Genomic DNA, 20,302 nt, shown 5'->3' on the forward strand with positions numbered 1-20,302 from the left:
TAGGAACAAGGTCTTCAAGTGATATGAATTGGATTTGTGACTGTAATTCACGGTTTTTCTTTCTATACATAAAACATGCCCCCATTAATGTTAATTATACCATTAATGGGGGCAGGCTTGTTTATTTGTCTACAGTCTGAAGCCCTCCCCTAAGGGAGGGCCCATCCTATATATAATCACACACATTTTACACTTTAAAGCAGTGATTTTTGAAAACAACAATTAATTCCTCACCGGAAATATTTTGCTCATCATTGCCATAGCTCCCTGCTGATACCTGTTCCAAACGAAATAGCAAACTGCGGCTGCTGCAATAACACCAGTGCAAACCACACTATACATAAAGGTATAACCATAGCCTGCTGCAACCAGCCCCAAAAGGCCAGCTGCCAGCCCGACACAAATATCCAATGACCAGAAATAGGTAGCTGTAGCCACACCGCTACGCTCCATAGGTGCACTTTGGATAGCCAATGTCTGAAAAGCCGGACTCAAGGCGCCAAAGCCTACACCTAATATTGCAGCCGACACTAGAAGCCCCAGCATTGTAGAGATCTGACCAAAAATAATCATCCCCAAAGCGAAACAAATAAACCCGGGGTATATCGTATAATCCGGTCCCTTTGTATCAAATATTTTTCCAACGATAGGCCTGGTCAGTACAATGACTGTGGCAAATACGGCAAAGAACATACTGGTTTCCTGCTGCAGCCCCAATGATTTTGCATAAAGGGGAATAAATGTCAGTACACCACCGTACGCAAAGAATACCAGACCACCAATGGAAGACATTGCCACGGACTTGCGTTCAATAAAATCACTGATAGAAATACCATGGTGCTGCTTTTCAGCAGGCAAAATAACTGCATCTGGCAGTCGTCGATGATTCGCCACCCCAAAAGTTAATAATGCCAGCATCACCATAAATGGAAAAAACATCTCTGCTCCCCAGTTGCCGATAATTACCAGTCCCAGCAAAGGACCTACAACCATGGCCAAATTCGTGGTCAAGGCAAAATAGCCAATGCCCTCACCCTTTCGATCCGCAGGTAAAACCATAGCGGCCATAGCTGCAGCTGCCGTAGTTGCAATAGCAAAAATAACACCATGAAGTAAGCGCAAGCTATAAATCCCGGTAAGTGTCTGAAAAAAATTGAACCCCAACATAATTAATCCGAAACAAAGCGTCGCCACCAGCATCAGCGAGCGTTTATTTATACTGTCAATCATTTTTCCAGCCAATGGGCGACAGGCCACAGTACCAATCTGGAAAAAAGTCATAGCCATGCCGGCTTCCAATTCTCCTCCCTGCAAATTGTCCATAATAAAAATTGGCAAAGCTGCAATCATAATATACTGGCTCATAAATACCAGAAAGTTGCAGCCTCCCATACTAATAAATTCCGTTGTCCAAAGTTTATTCATTCCCTGATCATTTCCTCTATCTTTAGTAACATTTTCTTCATATTTGCTGTATCAGCCTCACCCAATTCCAGCTCTAACTGCCGGTTTTCCCGTTCATCCGCCGCTGCCAGTTTATCCACAAGCTGCTTGCCGGACATGGTCAGTTGTAGGAGAAAGGCACGGCGATCAACCAGATTTGGCTCCCTTTTTACATAATCCTTTTTAATCAGTCTATCCACAATCGCCTTCACTGTATTTGGGTCTCGTTTCATTTGTCCGGACAATTCTTTTTGGCTGATATCCGGATTCTCAGCTAATATCTTCATCGCCACCCACTGCTCCACAGTAAGGCCATATGGACTAAACAGTTTTTCAGTGTGACGGTGAATCCTCCTGGCCGTTCGACAAATCAGATAGCCCAATGTATCATCTATCTGCATCGTGATTCTACCTCCTTTTTGTATTTATATAGCTTTCATGATGATCTCATAAAAATAATACGTTAACGTACTTTATATTAGTACGATAACGTATTATTGTCAATGTGATATTTTTATATTATGGATAGCTACATGAACATTACAAAAAAATGGGGCAAGGTTTCCTTTACACCAGAGCGCCCATTTCTATTTGATATTAATTTATATGCAATACTTGGTGAAAAGTCATTAATAAAATTATTTAAAGAAACTGATGCTGTATTTCCGGCCTTTACTTCTATTGGAACAACCTCACCCGCCTTTTCAATTAAAAATTCCAGTTCATGGTTGTCATCCGGCTTGTAATAATGCAAGGTATAGCCGCGTTTTACCAAGCATTCTGAAATGATATTTTCATAAATACCGCCTCGGGCATTTCCCTTTATTGTATTGTTTAAAATAGCCCTTTTGGTTTCAAATCCGTACATGCAGGTAAGCAGGCCTGTATCATTAATGTACAGCTTGAATTGTTCCTCTTTCGAATTTGCCATGAGGGGTATATATGGCTCCGAAACATTATAGCAGGCATTTACCAGACATGAATCCTTCAGCCATTTTATACTGCCACCATATTTTCTTCTGGTTTGGCCTTTTTCTACCGTCGAATACTGAAATTTTTTTAATTCCTTTGCCAGCTGTCTAGGCACAGCATCATAGCACATTCTGACCAGTGACTTTTCTCTCCCTTTTGCATGTTTGGAAATATCATCCTGATAAAGTGCTATGATATTTTGCTGAATTTCCATAACCCGATTAAAGTCCTTGTGTTCAGCAAAATCAACAACGACCTCAGGCATTCCCCCTACTACCATATACTCCCTAAATAATGCTTCATACTTGTTATGAATAACTTCTGGAATCTGATTATCTGTACCCATATATTTTTTCAAGTCGTATATAGCAGCAGAATCATATCCGTATGCCCATAGAAATTCTTCAAAATCCAAGGAATACATCATCAATTGAGTTTCATATCCTACTGGAAGAGACACAGGTTCTTCTACTTCCTCGTCTGCATCTTCACCGTATGAAAGTCCCAACAACGAACCGGAAGCAATTACATCAAACCGCATATCCTCAGACAGAAATTTAAGTGCAGTTCTCGCATTTCCGCAGCATTGTATCTCATCCAAAAAAATTAATGTTTGCCCTGGAATTAATTTGATATCAGGAATATTTGCCGTCATTCTCTTATACACTTCTTCTGAGGATAACTCTCCCTCAAAAATATGTTTTAGCGGTTTCTGCCTGTAAAAATCAATATTTATAAATGATTCATATTCATTTTTACCAAATTCCTTAATAATAAAGGTCTTGCCTACCTGTCTAGCCCCTTTTATAAGCAAACATTTTTTTAGGCCTTCCTTATGACGTTTTTCTTTCCACTCCAATAATTTTGAATATATTTTTCTCTTTAACATAATACCATATCCTTATGATTTCAATATTTACATGATAACAACGGCCAAGCCCTATTCCTTACAATAAATTTTATAGCTCTTCCAAAGGAAAAGTCAACTTTTTACATAAAATCGTACTATATTTTTATAAAAAATTGCATAAAATCGTAGCATCTTTCATCGAGAAAATGCATAAAATCGTAACCTATTTGCTTGGAAAACTGCATAAAATCCTTGCTGCAAAACATATTTCTATCGCAAAGAAAAAGCCCTCCCCGAAGGGAAGGCCCGATCCTATAATATTTTACACACACATATCACTCGCATTGATTTACAGCTTGAACTTGCTGATTTCATTCTGCAGCTCCATTGCCATCTTGGAAAGGCTATCGGATGCATTGGAAATCTCCATTACACTGGCACTTTGCTCCTCCGTTGCAGCAGATACGGTCTCAGCTTCCTCAGCAGCCTTCCTGCTGGCATCACCAATGGTTCTAATATGTCCCATAACTTCTTCGCCATTGGCAGCCATACCGCTGATAGCAGAGGAAATATGCTGAACCTGCCCGGAAACTGTCTCAACGATTTCAATAATCTTACGGAAGCTTTCACCCATGCTGATAATATTTTGTGTGCCAATCTGCACCTCTTTGCTGCCCGCCTGCATACCAGCAACGGCATTGTCAGTATCCTTGCGGGTCTGCTGGATAAGATCGGCAATCTGGTTGGCAGCCTCCTGAGAGGACTCAGCCAACTTACGCACCTCATCTGCTACTACGGCAAATCCCCGTCCATGCTCACCGGCACGGGCAGCCTCAATAGCCGCATTGAGAGCTAACAGATTAGTCTGTGCGGAAATATTGGAAATGGTATCCACAATCTGACCAATTTCAGCAGAGCGCTCACCCAAAGCAGTAACTACTTCTGTAGACTCATTGGTGCTCTGTTCGATACGCTTAATCTGTCCAATGGCCTGTTCCAAAGTCTTGCCACCATCACGGGCTACCTCAGCTGCCTCACGGCCATGGGCTGCTGCTGCATCGGCTTCCCCTGCCACAGTTTGAATGGTATCATTCAGCTCCTCAATAGCCATGCCAGTAGAGCTGACTGCTTCCAGCTGCTCACTGGTACCCTGTGCGACATTTACGATGGAGTTTGCCACCTGATTTGATGCCTGGGCCGACTGCTCAGTAGTGGCATTCAGTTCCTCAGCGGCGGCCGCCAAACTATCCGAGGAACCGCTAACCTGCTTCATTACATTGCTTACGCCCTGACGCATTTCACGAACCGCCGCAGCCAAAGCTCCCAACTCGTTATTGGAAGTAATACGGCTTGGACGATTACGGAAATCACCTGCTGCCAAAAGATGTATTTCATCCATCATAACTGCAAGAGGTGCCATGGCTTTATTTACAGTGACAAGAACTCCCAAGGAAATCAAAACCGTAAGAAGCAGGCTTATTCCCACCATGATTTTAAGTACATTGCTTACGGGGGCAAACAGCTCATCCTGATATGCAATGGTTGCCATACCCCAGCCAGTGGCCTTAATTGGGTTATAGAAGGCAATCATATCATCGCCGTCTTTATTGGTAAACTTATAGACGCCGGCATCACCGGAGAGCATTTTTTCACCCAATGCCTTGATTTCAGGGTCATTATCCTCAGAAATCTTTTTCTTCATAATGGCTTCTTCATCAGGATTTACGATATAAGTACCTTCCTTGGAAACCAAAAGACTGTAGCCCTTTTCACCAAGTCTAAAGTCACTTACCTTCTCCATAACTGCATCAACATAGATAGCAGCCAATACCATGCCTACATTCTGCCCATTATTATCCTTTGCCAGAGCAATAGAATTAACAATAATCTTACCAGTAGCCTGGGAAATTACAGGGGAGGCCATAAATGAATCCTTGGCACCAGTCATAGTCTCCTTGTACCATGCCTTATCAGCATTGTGCATTTCCTTAAAGCCGGACTTTGTCTCACCGTACAATACACCAGAGCCATCAAAAGGGCCCCAGCTGACGGAGTCATAAACCCCCGGATAAATTTTGTTCATGAGAGCAAGACGATATTTATTGTTCTCATTCATCCCCGTAGGATTATCCTTCAAGGCTTTGGCCGCTGGAATATTAGCTGAATTTTGAGTCTCCAGCATACGGGTCTCCAGCCAGGCCGAAACGCCATCAGATACCTCCTGGGCATTGTTCAGAGAGCTGCGTATCAATTGATCCTCAAAGGTACTTCCCACATACTTGAAGATTATACCAGACATAATCACCAGGCCTATAATTACAATAGGCAACACATACATTAAAATCTCTGCTTTTACTGTACGGACATTACTATTTTGCTGTAAATTAATGCTGTTCATAAAAAAAATCCTTTCCTTTTTATTCCTTCCTACCATCCATGTTAACCATTTTTTCACAAAAAGTAAATTAGTTACGTTAATCAATCTTTATTTTTTTCACAATAAAAAGAAGGAAATACACATATTTTCACGAATTTTAATTAGCATAATGATATAGGTAAAATAGTTATGTTTTATACAGGAGGTCAAAGAACATGTTCGATAGTTTATTTCAGTCCAAAAAGCCTAAAGATGATACACCATCACCAGCAGAACGAATAGCTCCTAAGGCAGTTCGTCCTGCAGCTACGCCTACTGCCAGTGCTTCTTCCACTCCAGATACCAAGGTAGCTTATCTGTCCACTAACGAGCTGAATTCTTCAGTATTAACTCCCCTCTTTGACGTTGCCGAAGGGCCTGCACTGGTTATCGGCTATGTTTCCCCAGATAACGACATGAACGATGTTGCTTCCAGCATAAAGGGCATATTGCCTCCAAATGCCAAGCTGATTTTATTAACCACATCCGGTGAGCTGTGCAGAACAGCCAGCAGCCGTACTTTATATTGTGAGGCACCAGACAATCGCCGCAAGGTTTTGCTTCAAGTATTCTCCCGCCGCATGATCGACAACATGTACATCATGACCATCAAACTGCCTAATGATGATCTGCGTCAAGGTCGCGTTGACATGAGCGTTGAAGAGCGTGTCAGAAGAATGCAGCAGGAAATTGACAAGCATAAGATTCCATTCCGCATGAATGTTAATCACACCTTTGGACTTTTGTATATCGATGGACTTTCCAACTGCGAATCCTTCGTTATGCAGGCATTTTACCAAAATGGTATGTTCCCTATTCCTTTTATTGGGGGCAGTGCCGCCGGTTTACTTGATTTCCAGCACACCTATATATACAACGATAGCCAGGTTTTGGAAAATGTTGCCGTAGCCGTTATCGTTCACACCTCCAAAAATTACCGCTATGGTATTTTGAAGACTCAGGCCGTTGAAAGAGTGGGCAAATACTTCGATGTAGTAAACGCCAACTCTGCCCTGCGTTACATTTCCACTGTAGAAGACAACAACGGCAATACTATTCCATTCATTGATGCCCTTAAGAGAGAGCTGGACTGCTCCAGTGTATCTGAACTTAACGCCAAGATGCAGGAATACACCTTCGCCACCGATATTAAAGGCGAAAACTTTATCCGTTCCATTTCTAGTATTGATGAAACAAATTACCGCATCAATTTCTTCTGTGATATTGAATCCGGCGAGCGCCTTTATCTTATGAAACGTGTAGGCCTGGAAAATGACCTCAAAAATGCTGTGAGAGAGTTTAATCAAGGCAAGCCTGCTCCAATTGGTGCTATCTTAAATGACTGTATACTCCGCCGTCTGGGTTATCCTGAAGAGATCAAGCACATTGATATGTTCAACGAATATCCTGTGGCCGGTTTTTCCAGCTTTGGCGAAATCAGTGGGCTTCACATGAACGAAACATTAACAGCTATTTTCTTCTACTATGAACCAAACGGGACATCCTTCCACGATCAGTATCTGGATTATTTTGCCGGTCATTATGCGGCTTGCCAGGAATTCTTCCTCACCCGTGTAATTGCCCGTCAGCAGCGTGTAGGCGTACTTAAGGATCAGGTGCTTGACCTCTTTGACGAATATCAGCAGAGCCTGCCATCCATTATCCGCACCATTTCCCAGATGTCCAAGGATGTTGATGCGGTGAAGGATTCCATGCATGAGCTTTCTGGCGGTATTGACGAGCAGGGTTCCTATTTCAACCAGCTGTTGGAACGCAATTCAGAAATTACACCAAAGCTGAAGCTCTTAAGCTCCAGCACTGAAAAGATAAATGATGTAATGCAAATTATTACGGATATTTCTTCCCAGATTAATCTGCTGGCCCTCAACGCTGCCATCGAGGCCGCCCGTGCCGGTGAGCATGGCCGTGGCTTCGCCGTTGTAGCCCAGGAGGTTGGTAAGTTATCCAAGAGTACCCAGGAAAGCGTTCAAAGCTCCGATGAAGCTATCAATACTCTGGTAAATGATGTTAAGGCCATTGATACTATTCTTGCCAAGAACAAGGAATTTGAGACCAAAATTGACGAGTTTGATCAGCGCTTCTCCAAGCAGGTGGCTTCCGTTCACGACAGTCTGCAGCATAGTCTGGATCAAATTTCCAAGTCCACTCAGGTTATCAATGATCTGGACAGTGTTAATGCTACAGTTACTGAAAAGCTCAAGGTTCTGCAGGAAACCATCCGCAACATCGAGCTTGGTATTTAATCAACTTCTAATGTAAAAAATTGCCGGTTCCTTTTGGGGCCGGCATTTTTCTTCGATATTCTTATAGAAAGGAGAGATTATTATGGATAAAATCAAAGTTATGCTTTTGACATTCAGCTTTATGCTATTATCTATATCCAGCTGTTTTGCCTGGGGATGGGGCTGGGGGGACCTTGATGATATCGGTGACCGCCCCCTGATCCAGTATTATGCCCACACTCTGGAAAAGGGCTGGTCAGACCGGGCCAATGACGGTGAAGCCGCCGGTGACCCTTATGGTACCCAAACCATTGATGCCATACGGGTACAGTTTCTCACAGGCCGCCACATGTATGTCATGTATCGTGTTCACGTACAGAATGGTGAATGGACTGGCTGGGCCATGAACGGAACCACTGCCGGTATCTACGGAAAGCCTATTGATGGTATGCAAATATCCTTAGGGAGCTGGAGAGGTGATTTATGGTCAGTATCCTATAAGGGACGCATCAAGAATCAGGGCTGGTCCAAGGAATGGCTGCCAGAGGGAGAAATATTAGGCAATTTAAATGACCCTATTCTTTCATTTAGAGTAAGGATAGAATAATATATAAAAAAGCATTTTACTAAAATACAAAGAGCAGGGGTAATTGCCAACAGCAATAGGATTTAGATCTTTAAGAAATTATTTTTTACAAACCTGCATTAGTGATAAAAATTATTTGTTTGAGCGAAGCGAGTTATAATTTTTATCGCTATTAACAATAATGTAAAAAATAATTTTAGATCTTAATCCGTGCTGGAGGTAATACCCCTGCTCGTTTTACAATATATTGTTTTATGATACTGTCTCTGGCTGCTGAGCCTTAATATACATACACCTCATGGCATTAAGGATAGCCAGTACTGCCACACCAACATCGGCAAATATAGCTGCCCACATGCTGGCAAAGCCAAGGGCACCGGCAACCAAAACCAATACCTTAATACCAATTGCAAACCAGATATTCTCCTTTACAATTCTGAGGCACTTACGGGACACGCGGATGGCTGTGGCAATCTTAAATGGATCATCATCCATTAACACCACATCGGCGGCTTCTATGGCTGCATCACTGCCCATAGCTCCCATGGCAATACCGATATCTGCCCTGGAAAGCACCGGTGCATCATTAATACCGTCGCCCACAAAGGCCAGAGCTTCATCCTCACTGCGTTTACCAGCAAGCAGCTTCTCCACCTCACTAACCTTATCCTGAGGCAACAAATCACTTCTTACCTGATCAAGGCCAAGTTCTGCTGCAACAACATCAGCTACAGCCTTTGCATCACCAGTCAGCATAATGGTTTCACGGATTCCCTGGGCTTTAAGTGCTTTTATAGCTGCCCTGCTATGTGGCTTAGGGGTATCAGCTACCACAATATGCCCCTCATATTCACCATTAATAGCCACATGGACTATAGTGCCACTATGCTCACAAGGCTTCCAATTAATGCCAAGGTCATCCATCATACGGGCATTTCCTACGCAAACCGTATCACCATTAATAAGGGCCTTAATACCACGTCCGGCAATTTCTTCCGTATTTTCTATACGGCAATCATCATGCTCATTAGGATAGGCCTCCAATAGAGAAAGGGCAATAGGATGGGATGAATAACGCTCCACATGGGCTGCCAAATGGAGAAGCTGGTTTTCATCAAGCTTTTCCGGATGAATAGCCACCACACTAAAGGTGCCCTTAGTCAAGGTACCAGTTTTATCAAACACAACTGTCTTGGTTTTCGACAGGGTCTCCATATAATTGGACCCCTTTACCAAGATGCCATGACGACTGGCCGCCCCTAATCCCGCAAAGAAAGATAAAGGAATCGATATAACCAATGCACAAGGGCAACTGATTATCAGGAAGGTCAAGGCCCGATACAGCCACTCCCCCCACATTGGTTCACTGTTCATAACAGTTAAAACCACTGGTGGAAATACGGCCAAGGCGATAGCTGCCCATACTACAATAGGAGTATATACCCTGGCAAACTTAGTAATAAATTCCTCTGACTTTGACTTTCTCGAGCCTGCATCCTCAATAAGCTCAAGGATTTTTGAGGCCGTAGACTCACCAAATTCCTTGGTGGTACGTACCTTCAGCAAGCCATTTAAATTGATACTACCGGAAATTATTTCATTACCTGGCTCAACATCCCTAGGAAGAGATTCACCAGTAAGAGCTGCCGTATTTAAAGTAGAATGACCTTCTACCACAATCCCATCAATTGGAACTCTTTCACCAGGTTTTACAACGATTACGGAACCAATTTCCACATCATCGGGATCTACCTGCTCCAGCTGACCATCCTCATTTTCCATGTTGGCATAATCCGGAGCAATATCCATTAAGTCTGCAATATCCTTACGACTCTTGCCCACAGCATAGCTTTGGAACCATTCGCCAATCTGATAAAACAACATTACCGCAATGGCCTCTACATAATCACCACTACGATACAATGCCAGGGCAATGGCCCCTAAAGTGGCAATGGCCATCAACAGATTTTCGTCAAAGGGCTGACGATTTCTGATCCCCTTCACAGCCTTTATCAATATATCATGTCCAATTATAAAATATGGAATAATATATAAGGTAAACCTGAACATTCCATCAGCCTCGATAAAATTTAAGGCAATCATAATAACGGAGGTGATGGCAATGCGTATCAGATTTTGTTTTTGTTTTTCATTCATGGCAATCTCCCCTTACAGCCTAATGCTGCTCTTATTTATTCAAAGAAGATTTCGCAGTCTGGTTCCACCTTGCGGCAATCAGCCAATACATTTTTCATAACATCAGCTGGCTCAACCCCATCTTCAAATTCAACCTTCATCTTCAAAGCCATGAAGTTTACAGAAGCAGCCTTAACGCCATCAACCTTATTGGCTGCCTCCTCCATCTTAGCAGCACAGTTAGCACAATCCACTTCAATCTTATAGGTCTTCTTCATAATAAAATTCCTCTCTTTCTTTTTCCTACCTGCATCCACTTAACAGTTATCTAATAGTGTAAACAATTAAGCAGATATTTAATTGTTTTCTTTGTCTATATATTAAACGATTGCTTAATCGTTGTCAAGTTAATAATTAAACTTTTGCTTAATCGTTGATTTCTGCTATAATTAATTAAAACGTAATATTGAGACCGTTATTCCAGTAGAAGGAGTGCTTTATCCATGACTACACTTCCCCATAACCACCATAGCCATGAAGAAGAACAATTTATATTTGAAAATATGCCCGCAGAATGTACCATTGCCGCAGTAGCAGAGGCCATGAAGCAGCTTGGTGACCCTACCAGATTACGTATATTTTGGCTGCTTTGTCACACCGAAGAATGTGTGGTGGATATTGCAGCCTTTATGAATATGTCTTCCCCAGCCGTATCTCATCATCTGCGGGTTCTAAAAAACACCGGTCTGGTAACTACCCGCCGTGATGGCAAGGAGGTATACTATACCGCTGCTGATACCCCAATGGTAAATAAACTGCACCACACCATTGAAGAAATCGCCGAAATCAACTGCTGCGACCAGTAAAATAATACTGATGAAAGAAACCAAAGACCATGTAAGAGATTAAAGCTCCTACATGGTCTTTTAAATTTCAGCTATATGGGATATACCTTTGAACTCGTTACAATATATCAATTACTTCCCCTGCCAAAGCCTTGTTCATTGACCGGACGGCGCAGAATTTACCGCACATGCTGCAGGTATCTGCATGGTCATCCTCGGGTGCCCGTGAGTCGCGGATAGCCTTGGCTGTTTCCGGGTCCAATGCCTCCTTATACTGTGCCTCCCAATCCAGCTTTCTTCTGGCATCTGCCATGCGGTCATCCTGATCACGGGCCCCCGGCAAACCTTTGGCAATGTCCGCTGCATGGGCAGCTATTTTGCTGGCAATGATTCCCTGTCTTACATCATCTACATCAGGCAAGGCCAAATGCTCTGCCGGTGTCACATAGCATAAAAAAGCTGCGCCACTCATGGCGGCGATGGCACCACCAATGGCAGCAGTAATATGATCATATCCCGGAGCAATATCCGTAACCAAAGGACCCAAAACGTAAAATGGGGCTCCCTTACATATAGTTTGCTGCACCTTCATATTGGCGGCTATCTGATCCATAGGCACATGACCAGGGCCCTCCACCATGACCTGCACATCCTTGTCCCAAGCCCGCTGGGTGAGCTCCCCCAGGCGGATAAGCTCCTCAATCTGCACTCCATCAGTGGCATCAGCCAGACAGCCTGGCCTACAGGCATCTCCAAGGCTTACCGTTACATCGTATTCACGGCAAATATCCAAAATCTCATCATAATATTCGTAGAAAGGATTTTCCTCTCCCGTCATGGACATCCAAGCAAAAACAAGAGATCCGCCCCGGGAAACGATATTCATCTTCCGTTCTCCCTTACGAATCCGGTCAATAGTCTTTCTGGTAATACCACAATGGAGAGTGACAAAATCCACGCCATCCTCAGCATGAAGTCTGACCACATCCACAAAATCCTTAGCCGTAAGAGTAGCCAAATCCCTCTGATAGTGAATCACCGCATCATAAACCGGCACAGTCCCCACCATGGCTGGGCATTCGCGGCACAGCTTCTGTCTGAAGGGCTGGGTATTCCCATGGGAGGATAGATCCATAATAGCCTCTGCTCCCAGATTAACGGCGCTCATAACCTTTTGCATTTCTATATCATAGTCCTTGCAGTCCCTTGATACACCAAGATTAACATTTATCTTGGTTTTCAGCATACTGCCTACTCCATTTGGCACAAGGCTCCTATGATTTACATTGGCAGGAATTGCCACCTTCCCCTGGGCCACCATATCCATAATAAAGGAAATATCCCTGTTTTCCTTTTTGGCCACAGCCTCAATCTCCGGCGTGATGATCCCCTTTCTGGCCGCCTCCATTTGTGTTGCATACTCTCGTTTCATTTCAATTTACCCTCCCCATAATAAAAAGACAGTGCCCGACCGGACACTGCCTTATTCTTAATCTATATGTGTTTCAAAGCTACCATGGTGCTACCTATGAGTTACTTTGTCAGCATTCCTACGTTGGCATTATCCAAATCAGGTTAAGGGTCGTGTGGTATCACAGCCACACCTCTCAGCATTTTCGCTCCCCTTGCTATATTGTTGTCATTTTGACTATAACATTGTTTACAGCATATTGCAACTATATTCACAAAAACATCATACGAATTTTAAGCCTCATTGGACTGGGCTATATATGCCTCCATGGTCTTATAAGCCTTACCGCTGTCAATCATTTCAGCCGCCAGGTCAATACCAGCCTGCATGGTCGGTGCAGCCTGAGCCACATAAAGAGCCAGACCGGCATTCATCAGCACAGCATTACGCTTTGTCCCCTGTATCTTACCAGAAAGAACCCCCTTGGTAATCTCAGCATTTTCCTCGGCAGTGCCTCCCACCAATTCATCCTTGGTTCCACGCACCAATCCGAAATCTTCAGGGCAAATCTGTGTGGTACGATAATATCCATCCTTGAGCTCGCATACAGTGGTCGGAGCACTTGGAGATACCTCATCCAAACGATCCTTACCGTGAACCACCACGGCATTGGCTACCCCCAGCTTATCCAAAACCTTGGCTACCGGCTCCACCAGGTATTCATCGTAAACACCCAGGAGGAAAAAGTCTGGGTTAGCTGGATTAGTCAATGGACCAAGAATATTAAATACGGTTCTGAAGCCCAGCTCCTTGCGGATAGGGCCAACATACTTCATTGCACTATGATATTTCTGAGCAAAAAGGAAGCACATACCACAGCCTTTAAGCATCTCCAATGCCTTTTCAGGACTCTGTTGAATATTTACCCCAAGGGCCTCCTGTACATCTGCCGTACCGGATTTGGATGAAGCCGCCCTATTGCCGTGCTTTGCCACCTTTACCCCAGCTGCCGCAATAACAAAGGCAGAGGTAGTAGAAATATTAAAGGTATTAGAACGGTCACCGCCGGTACCAACGATTTCCAGCACCTTAAGTCCAGGGTGTGGAACCGGAGTAGCCAGCTCACGCATAGCTGCTGCACAGCCGGAAATTTCCGCTATGGTTTCTGCTCTGGTGCTCTTGGTGGACAGGGCGGCTAAAAAGGCAGCGTTCTGGGTCTGGGAGGTCTGCCCCTTCATAATTTCATTCATTACTGTGTACGCCTCATCATAGGTCAGGTCCTCTTTTCTCACGATTTTTTCAATTGCTTCTCTAATCATTTTGGGGTCTCCTTTCAAATAAAACAAACTTCTGAAAGCTCTTAACTGCTTTCCTTCCAGCAGCCTGACCGAAGTGTGGGCAAATAAAAACGCCCTCAACGACATCAATTATCGTCAAGGGCGAGAATAAACTATTCCCGTGGTGCCACCTAGATTTGCGACTTCACACACTCAGCAGGATACCATCATATCCCCGGCAACTAACGTATGCCTACACGTCACGAGATACTCTGCAAGGAATAATTATCCGCGCATTTCATCGCGCCCTCTGTGGTCCATTTACAAATCAGCGTTCTATCCGGCTCCCAGCTTCCCGGACTCTCTGTGAGTGCCCCTTTTGCTTGATCTCCACATCATAGGTTTGTTCAATATTTTTTTGAACCTGTTAGTATTAAACAGCAAAACACAAAAAATGTCAAGGTAAATGTTACTTTACATTTCCCCAGTATTGATAGTGTAGTCGCATTGTCCTTCTACAGCGCACATAGAAAAATACCTTTCCTCCAATGGAATCCAACGGGATGCAAATATTTTGGCTGCATCAGGGCCATTTCTCCTAATAATACGCTCCAGCTGTTCCTCGGGAGACACCGTCATAAAAATGCGATAGTCATATAGCTTAACCAAGGAAGGATGGCAGCTGTAGGAACCCTCCACTATACACAGTTTACCCGGTTTCAAGACAATACTTTTTTGCAAGGACTGGGTTTTACAGTCAAATCTCTGATACGGAAGCTCTACTACGCCTTGTATTAAAGGCTCCAATACCTCAACCAGAAATCTCTCATGGTCCACATTTTCCCCCGGCGTACTCAGCCGTTCTGTTGTCCGCTGCTCCGGCCGCAAAAAAAAGTCATCCATGTGAAATACCGTGGCACTGGTTTGTGTCTCTAAATACTGGGCCAATGTAGTTTTTCCGGCACCACACCTACCATCAATGGCTATAATTACCCGCTTATCCCTATACCTTTCCATCAAGGAATGAATTCTATTCAATATGCTTGCTGATGATATACTGTAATTTTCTTTCATTAATGCTGTACCTCTCCCAAGGAAAATTTCAGCTTCCAGAAATCATCCATGGGACGATTTTCATTAATAAGCCGTATTACTTTTAATACCCCGCCATGTGATACCACCACAGCATCACCTTTAAAATCGGTTATTTTCCGTTCGAGGCCTTTCCAGCACCATTCAACGCGCTGATAAAATTTTTTGAAGCTCTCCCCCTGAGGAAATCGGAAATTAACCCAATCCTCTTGCCACTCAAGGCATTCATCCGGATATTTCTCCTTTATTTCCTCATAATCCATGCCTTCCCAACGACCAAAATCTATTTCCGTCAAATAAGGCACCACCTCTATACGGCAAGGAAGCTCCAGATTCTCCTCCAAAATACAGGCTGTCCTAAAAGCCCGCTGTAAAGGGCTGGTGAAAATGGCCACCTCATGGGCAGAATTATCCTTCAGCAACTCTGAAAGCTCTTGTGCGGCCTCTCTGGCCTGAGCCATGCCCTGCTCCGTCAAAAGAGTATCCAGCCTGCCATAATACCCCTTATGGCAATTTCCTTCAGATTCTCCATGTCTTACCAAATAGGTTGCCATTATTATCACCCGCTTAACTTATCAATTATTATGACGATTTTGCCCGACAGGCTTCCATAGCTTCAGCCTCCAGATGGTCCATCTGATCAATATGGGCCACTGTATAAAGCATTGTACGCAATATATTCAGCTCCAAAATAGCACCTGTACCCTCACCCAAAGCCAAACCAGCTCTGATAGGCACCTCATCTTCATTAATGCCCCCCATGGCCAAAGCGTATTTCATCCCTGGCTCCTTGGAAAGATGAGATGGTATCATTACACGTGGAACATCAGGATGAATTTTGGCAGCACAGGCAAAGGCCACCGCCGTAATAAAGCCATCAAGTACAAATGGAATGCGCAGCTCCCCACATCTGACCATGGCACCACACAGGGCTGCAATATCGAAGCCACCCACATAGCGAATTATATCCTGTGGAGTTCTCAGAAATTCCTTATATTTCCTCACTGCATCAGCTATAACCTGCCGCTTGCGCTGAATAACCTCAGGAAAGGCTGGATTAGCACCGTATCCTACGATAAATTCTGCGGAAATGCCAGAAAGGGCATGGAGCACTGCCGAGGAGGAGGTGGTGTTTCCTATCCCCATCTCCCCAAAAGACAGTATATTGTGTCCCTGCCTCACTGCCTCATCCACCTGTTCACAGCCAGCGTCATAGGCTCTTTGAAACTCCTCTGCCGTCATGGCCGGTTCCTTCAAAAAATTTCTTGTTCCCTGACGAACCTTGCGGTTAAGCCCTACTGACTCCTCACGATTGATTCCTACATCCACCACCAACCATGGGATATTATTGGACTGGCAAAAACAGCTGATAGTTGACAGCCCCAGCATCATATTCCTGGCCTGCAGAAATGTTATATCCTGAGATTGACGCACTACACCTTCTTCCACTATACCATTATCTGACGCAAAAATAAAATGAAAAGGCCTAAGATCAAATTGTATTGTCTTCCATGCCCGCATCAGCTTCTGTATCTGAAGCTCCAACAGGCCCAGACTCTTTTTAGGTACTGCCATCCTTGAGGTTAATCTTGCTGCTTCATCCATCTGTACCATAATTTTGCCTCCTTAGATTTTCAGCTCAACACCACTTTTCTTCTCCCTCATGAGAATTTCCGTCAAATGAACTACCTGGGCTCCGGCCTCAATGGGTGGTATACCATTGCTGTAAATGTTTGATACCACTGTGCGCTGGGATTCTGGCTTCTTTGGACTGGATTCATAAGCCATATATACACTCATGCTTTCCCCAGTGGCCAGTCCCGGTCTTTCCCCAATTAGTTGTATTGTAACCTTGGCTCCCAGGGCCTCACTGATTCTGTCCATGGTGGCTACACGGCTGTAGCGGACAAATATGGGGGTTCCTACCTTGTATTTTTTCTCTCTGAATCCATCCATCATAATGGCATACATATCCTTCAGATTGGCATTGATAGCAAATCCGCTGAGGCCGTCCGCAACGATTATCTGCACATCAGGCTGATGAATACAATCCCTTTTTATGGCCTCAGTAGTTTCCGCTGAAAAAATACGTCCCAAATCCGGCCTTCTGACATATTCCTCCTTGCTGTTGACCATGGTCTGAACCTTATAAAAGCCCATTTCATTCACAAGCGATTCATCTATCTCCGTCCAGACTGCATCCTGCGCAATAGCATGATCGGCCCTAAATTTTAGTAATGTTTCAGTCTTGAAGCGGTCTCCGGCCCGCCCCACTCCCAGTCTTGCGTTGGTGGTCTTTTTCAGACGCTTTACCAGCTCCAGACTTTTGGGGTTATCAATTAACACCTTATCCTTAACCTCCGGCAAGGATACATCAGGTACAAATTCTTCTTTCATCATACGGCACTCCTTAAATGCATTTCCTGCTCCCTGCTGATGAACAATGACGGATCACCGGCAATCTGTGAAAGATTTCCCAGCTCATCAAATATCCCCAGCTCCTTCATACGTTTTTCAAATGGAGCGATTGTATGCTTTCCGCTTAATCTGCGTAACGCTGCAGCATCATGGTAGCTAGTGGTCTGATACATGAGCATTACATCATCCCCTGCCGGAATTCCCATGATGTAGTTGCAATCAGCCATAGTCAGCATCATGGCCAAATTTTCCAAATCATTCTGGTCTGCCCGCATGTGGTTGGTATAACACACATCACAGCCCATAGGAATACCGGTGAGCTTGCCCATAAAATGGTCCTCCAGCCCCGCCCGAATCATCTGACGGCCATCGTAGAGATACTCAGGGCCGATAAAACCAACCACTGTATTTACCAAAAACGGATTATACCGCTTGGCAAAGGCATAGCAACGGGCCTCCATCACCAGCTGGTCTGCACCGTGATTTCCATCCGCCGACAGCTCAGAGCCCTGACCTGTCTCAAAATACATGAAATTAGGGCCCGTTGAACTTTTCCTTTCCTTCATAATGGCATATGCCTCATCCATCAATGCAACATTTATACCAAAGGCACGACTGGCCACCTCGGAGCCCGCAAGGCTTTGAAACATTAAATCCATTGGGGCCAGATTCTTTTCCAGAACCTTCATCTGGGTAGTAACATGGGCCAATACGCAGTTCTGTGTCGGAATATCCCATTTATACATGAATTCCTTAAATTCCTTAAGGATATCCGCCACACTATCTATAGCATCCACTGCCGGATTTAGACCTATTACCGCATCCCCTACACCATAGCTGATACCCTCCATAACTGAAGCCATTATTCCCGCCACATCATCAGTGGCATGATTTGGCTGTAACCTGGAGGATAAAGTTCCCGGCTTACCAATAGTAGTATTGCAGGTGGCCTCCACATGCATTTTCTTGGCGGCATATACCAAATCCATATTTGACATGAGCTTGGCGACAGCAGCCACCATTTCCGAGGTTAATGCCGGACGAACAGCAGCAATTTCCTTCTCTGGGGCTGATAGCAAAAATTCCCGGAATTCTCCTACAGGCATTGCCTTTATGCGACCAAAGACCTCATCATCCACTGAATCCTGATCCACTCTGGTTATGTCATCATCTTCATAGGGAACCACTGGATTATTTCGCAAATCCTCCAAGGTCATATCAGCCAATACCGTCTTGGCGGCAATTCTTTCCACAGTAGACTCTGCAGCCACTCCGGCCAATATGTCCCCAGATTTTTCCTCATTTGCCTTGGCCAATACCTCCTTCACATCCTTAAAGGCATAAGTGTGGCCAAACAATGTCGTTTTTAATCTCATATAACTAACCTACCTTCAGCTCTTGAATATCAATGTCTTCACCGCCACAGGGACTATGCCGGATACAGATTTCCCCACATCCACATAATCTCCCTCCGTAGCATGAATACGATCCAAACAAATAATATGACACTGGCTGGCAAACTGTCGAAGCAGCATTCCCAAGGCCTTTGCAAAATCATGTTCCACAATAACCAAAAGAATATCCCCCTCATTTCTTGTGATATCCGCCAGGGCCCTGGCTATTGCCTTAACTGTCTTGTATGCAGGGGCCCTTTTCCCTGCAAAGGCTATGGCCACCTGCTGAGACTGAGGATAAAGACGCCGCTTTATTTTATATTCCTCCTGTATCTCATGCTCCTGTTCCGTATGGTCCAGACGCAGCACCGGGATATTTTTCAAAGGCACACAGCCATCATCCATAATCACTGTACTGCCACTAATACGCACTGAATAGCTGCCAGCACCAATAACCGTGGCCCGAATCTTTTCCCGTGGCTCAAGTACGATAATCTCATCCTCCTGACTGAACATCTGACGGATAGATTCCCCCAAAAGGGGCCCAATGTCCCCATATTTATTTACGCCATGGATATCAACATAGTCTCCATCCAATGAACTGTCATAAATACATTCAGCCACACCACCAGAAAACATTACCCGTTTATATTTTTTATTTTCTATACCATGATTAATGAACAATTTTTGTTCCGCAGCAGTTAATTCCTGCCCCCGACAAATATGCAGAAGTACCATGGCCAATACATCCGTAAGCTGCTTCAGAATATTCAGCTCCACCCTGTCACCTATTTTCAGGGGCAGGGACATTTCATTGATCAGCGGTATAAGGCGGTCAGAAATATAAGTGACTGTCCCCTCCTTATCCAACCGTACCAGGCGTCCGCCTATGTCCAAAGCAAAGGAATCCTGTATTTCCTCATTGCAAAATACTGCAGCATTGGTGGTACCCCCACCAATATCAAAATTGATAACCGCTCCTTCCCAAACCCTGGAAGCAGCTGCGGCCCCAGAGCCGAAACCCGCCAAAACGGATTCCAAATCCGGACCGGCCTCAGCCACCACGAATTCACCTGCTTCTGCTGAAAGGCCCTCCAGTGCCTGCTGGGCATTTTCCTTACGGGAGGTTTCACCAGTTATGATTACAGCTCCCGTGGAAATATCCTGACGACTTATTCCCGCCTGCTCATATTCCTTTTGCAAAATGGACCTTAGAGCG

General features: G+C 44.4%; 17 protein-coding genes and 1 riboswitch. Of the genes, 3 read left to right on the forward strand and 14 right to left on the reverse strand.

The genetic code is table 11. From position 1 onward, the window contains the following. Positions 1 to 222: 222 nt before the first annotated feature. From ACKI5G_RS04470 to ACKI5G_RS04485, 4 genes are all read right to left on the reverse strand, one after another. The gene (locus tag ACKI5G_RS04470) at positions 223 to 1,425 is read right to left on the reverse strand and encodes an MFS transporter (protein ID WP_407398040.1); all 1,203 of its coding nucleotides are present in this window, start codon (positions 1,423 to 1,425) and stop codon (positions 223 to 225) included. Then, positions 1,422 to 1,844 (reverse strand): MarR family winged helix-turn-helix transcriptional regulator, encoded by a 423-nt coding sequence (locus ACKI5G_RS04475; RefSeq protein WP_407398042.1) that lies wholly within the window; start codon positions 1,842 to 1,844, stop codon positions 1,422 to 1,424. Before ACKI5G_RS04475 ends, ACKI5G_RS04470 begins: the two co-directional genes overlap by 4 nt. Positions 1,845 to 1,972: 128 nt before the next feature. Then, positions 1,973 to 3,304: an ATP-binding protein gene (locus ACKI5G_RS04480; protein WP_407398044.1), complete on the reverse strand. Its 1,332-nt coding sequence runs from the start codon at positions 3,302 to 3,304 to the stop codon at positions 1,973 to 1,975. 310 nt (positions 3,305 to 3,614) lie between these two features. Further along, positions 3,615 to 5,663: a methyl-accepting chemotaxis protein gene (locus tag ACKI5G_RS04485; RefSeq protein ID WP_407398046.1), complete on the reverse strand. Its 2,049-nt coding sequence runs from the start codon at positions 5,661 to 5,663 to the stop codon at positions 3,615 to 3,617. Positions 5,664 to 5,857: 194 nt separating this feature from the next. Here ACKI5G_RS04485 and ACKI5G_RS04490 point away from each other — a divergent pair, with 194 nt between their 5' ends. Beyond that, complete coding sequence (locus tag ACKI5G_RS04490; protein WP_407398048.1) at positions 5,858 to 7,945, forward strand: methyl-accepting chemotaxis protein; 2,088 nt, start codon at positions 5,858 to 5,860, stop codon at positions 7,943 to 7,945. 82 nt (positions 7,946 to 8,027) lie between these two features. Continuing rightward, on the forward strand, positions 8,028 to 8,531 hold the full coding sequence (locus tag ACKI5G_RS04495) for a hypothetical protein (protein WP_407398050.1): 504 nt from the start codon (positions 8,028 to 8,030) through the stop codon (positions 8,529 to 8,531). A 231-nt stretch (positions 8,532 to 8,762) separates the two neighbouring features. Here ACKI5G_RS04495 and ACKI5G_RS04500 read toward each other — a convergent pair whose 3' ends face one another. Together ACKI5G_RS04500 and ACKI5G_RS04505 are read right to left on the reverse strand one after the other, a co-directional pair. Continuing rightward, a complete protein-coding gene (locus ACKI5G_RS04500) occupies positions 8,763 to 10,667 on the reverse strand; it encodes a heavy metal translocating P-type ATPase (protein WP_407398052.1) in 1,905 nt (634 codons plus the stop codon). Positions 10,668 to 10,702: 35 nt separating this feature from the next. After that, a complete protein-coding gene (locus ACKI5G_RS04505) occupies positions 10,703 to 10,924 on the reverse strand; it encodes a cation transporter (RefSeq protein WP_407398054.1) in 222 nt (73 codons plus the stop codon). Positions 10,925 to 11,149: 225 nt separating this feature from the next. Between ACKI5G_RS04505 and ACKI5G_RS04510 the strand changes: the two genes are divergently transcribed. Next, positions 11,150 to 11,512, forward strand: a complete 363-nt coding sequence (locus ACKI5G_RS04510; protein WP_407398056.1) for an ArsR/SmtB family transcription factor — start codon at positions 11,150 to 11,152, stop codon at positions 11,510 to 11,512. Positions 11,513 to 11,609: 97 nt separating this feature from the next. Here ACKI5G_RS04510 and thiC read toward each other — a convergent pair whose 3' ends face one another. From thiC to ACKI5G_RS04550, 8 genes are all read right to left on the reverse strand, one after another. Continuing rightward, complete coding sequence (gene thiC, locus ACKI5G_RS04515; protein WP_407398058.1) at positions 11,610 to 12,923, reverse strand: phosphomethylpyrimidine synthase ThiC; 1,314 nt, start codon at positions 12,921 to 12,923, stop codon at positions 11,610 to 11,612. 98 nt (positions 12,924 to 13,021) lie between these two features. Next, a riboswitch (TPP riboswitch) is annotated at positions 13,022 to 13,127 on the reverse strand. A gap of 68 nt (positions 13,128 to 13,195) precedes the next feature. Further along, the gene (trpD, locus tag ACKI5G_RS04520) at positions 13,196 to 14,221 is read right to left on the reverse strand and encodes an anthranilate phosphoribosyltransferase (protein ID WP_407398060.1); all 1,026 of its coding nucleotides are present in this window, start codon (positions 14,219 to 14,221) and stop codon (positions 13,196 to 13,198) included. Between the two features lie 432 nt (positions 14,222 to 14,653). After that, positions 14,654 to 15,253, reverse strand: coding sequence for a uridine kinase (locus ACKI5G_RS04525; RefSeq protein ID WP_407398062.1), 600 nt, complete (start codon positions 15,251 to 15,253; stop codon positions 14,654 to 14,656). Beyond that, positions 15,253 to 15,825: a histidine phosphatase family protein gene (locus ACKI5G_RS04530; protein WP_407398064.1), complete on the reverse strand. Its 573-nt coding sequence runs from the start codon at positions 15,823 to 15,825 to the stop codon at positions 15,253 to 15,255. Before ACKI5G_RS04530 ends, ACKI5G_RS04525 begins: the two co-directional genes overlap by 1 nt. Positions 15,826 to 15,853: 28 nt before the next feature. Continuing rightward, the gene (locus ACKI5G_RS04535) at positions 15,854 to 16,885 is read right to left on the reverse strand and encodes a nicotinate-nucleotide--dimethylbenzimidazole phosphoribosyltransferase (RefSeq protein ID WP_407398066.1); all 1,032 of its coding nucleotides are present in this window, start codon (positions 16,883 to 16,885) and stop codon (positions 15,854 to 15,856) included. 12 nt (positions 16,886 to 16,897) lie between these two features. Further along, positions 16,898 to 17,671: an ethanolamine ammonia-lyase subunit EutC gene (gene eutC, locus ACKI5G_RS04540; protein ID WP_407398068.1), complete on the reverse strand. Its 774-nt coding sequence runs from the start codon at positions 17,669 to 17,671 to the stop codon at positions 16,898 to 16,900. Beyond that, positions 17,668 to 19,065 (reverse strand): ethanolamine ammonia-lyase subunit EutB, encoded by a 1,398-nt coding sequence (locus ACKI5G_RS04545; RefSeq protein ID WP_407398070.1) that lies wholly within the window; start codon positions 19,063 to 19,065, stop codon positions 17,668 to 17,670. The genes eutC and ACKI5G_RS04545 overlap by 4 nt, the downstream gene beginning before the upstream one ends. A 15-nt stretch (positions 19,066 to 19,080) precedes the next feature. Beyond that, positions 19,081 to 20,302 (reverse strand): ethanolamine ammonia-lyase reactivating factor EutA (locus tag ACKI5G_RS04550; RefSeq protein ID WP_407398072.1); only part of this gene is annotated, 1,222 nt, incomplete at its 5' end.

The sequence above is a fragment of the Anaerovibrio sp. genome, from assembly GCF_045637405.1.
Classification (GTDB): domain Bacteria; phylum Bacillota; class Negativicutes; order Selenomonadales; family Selenomonadaceae; genus Anaerovibrio.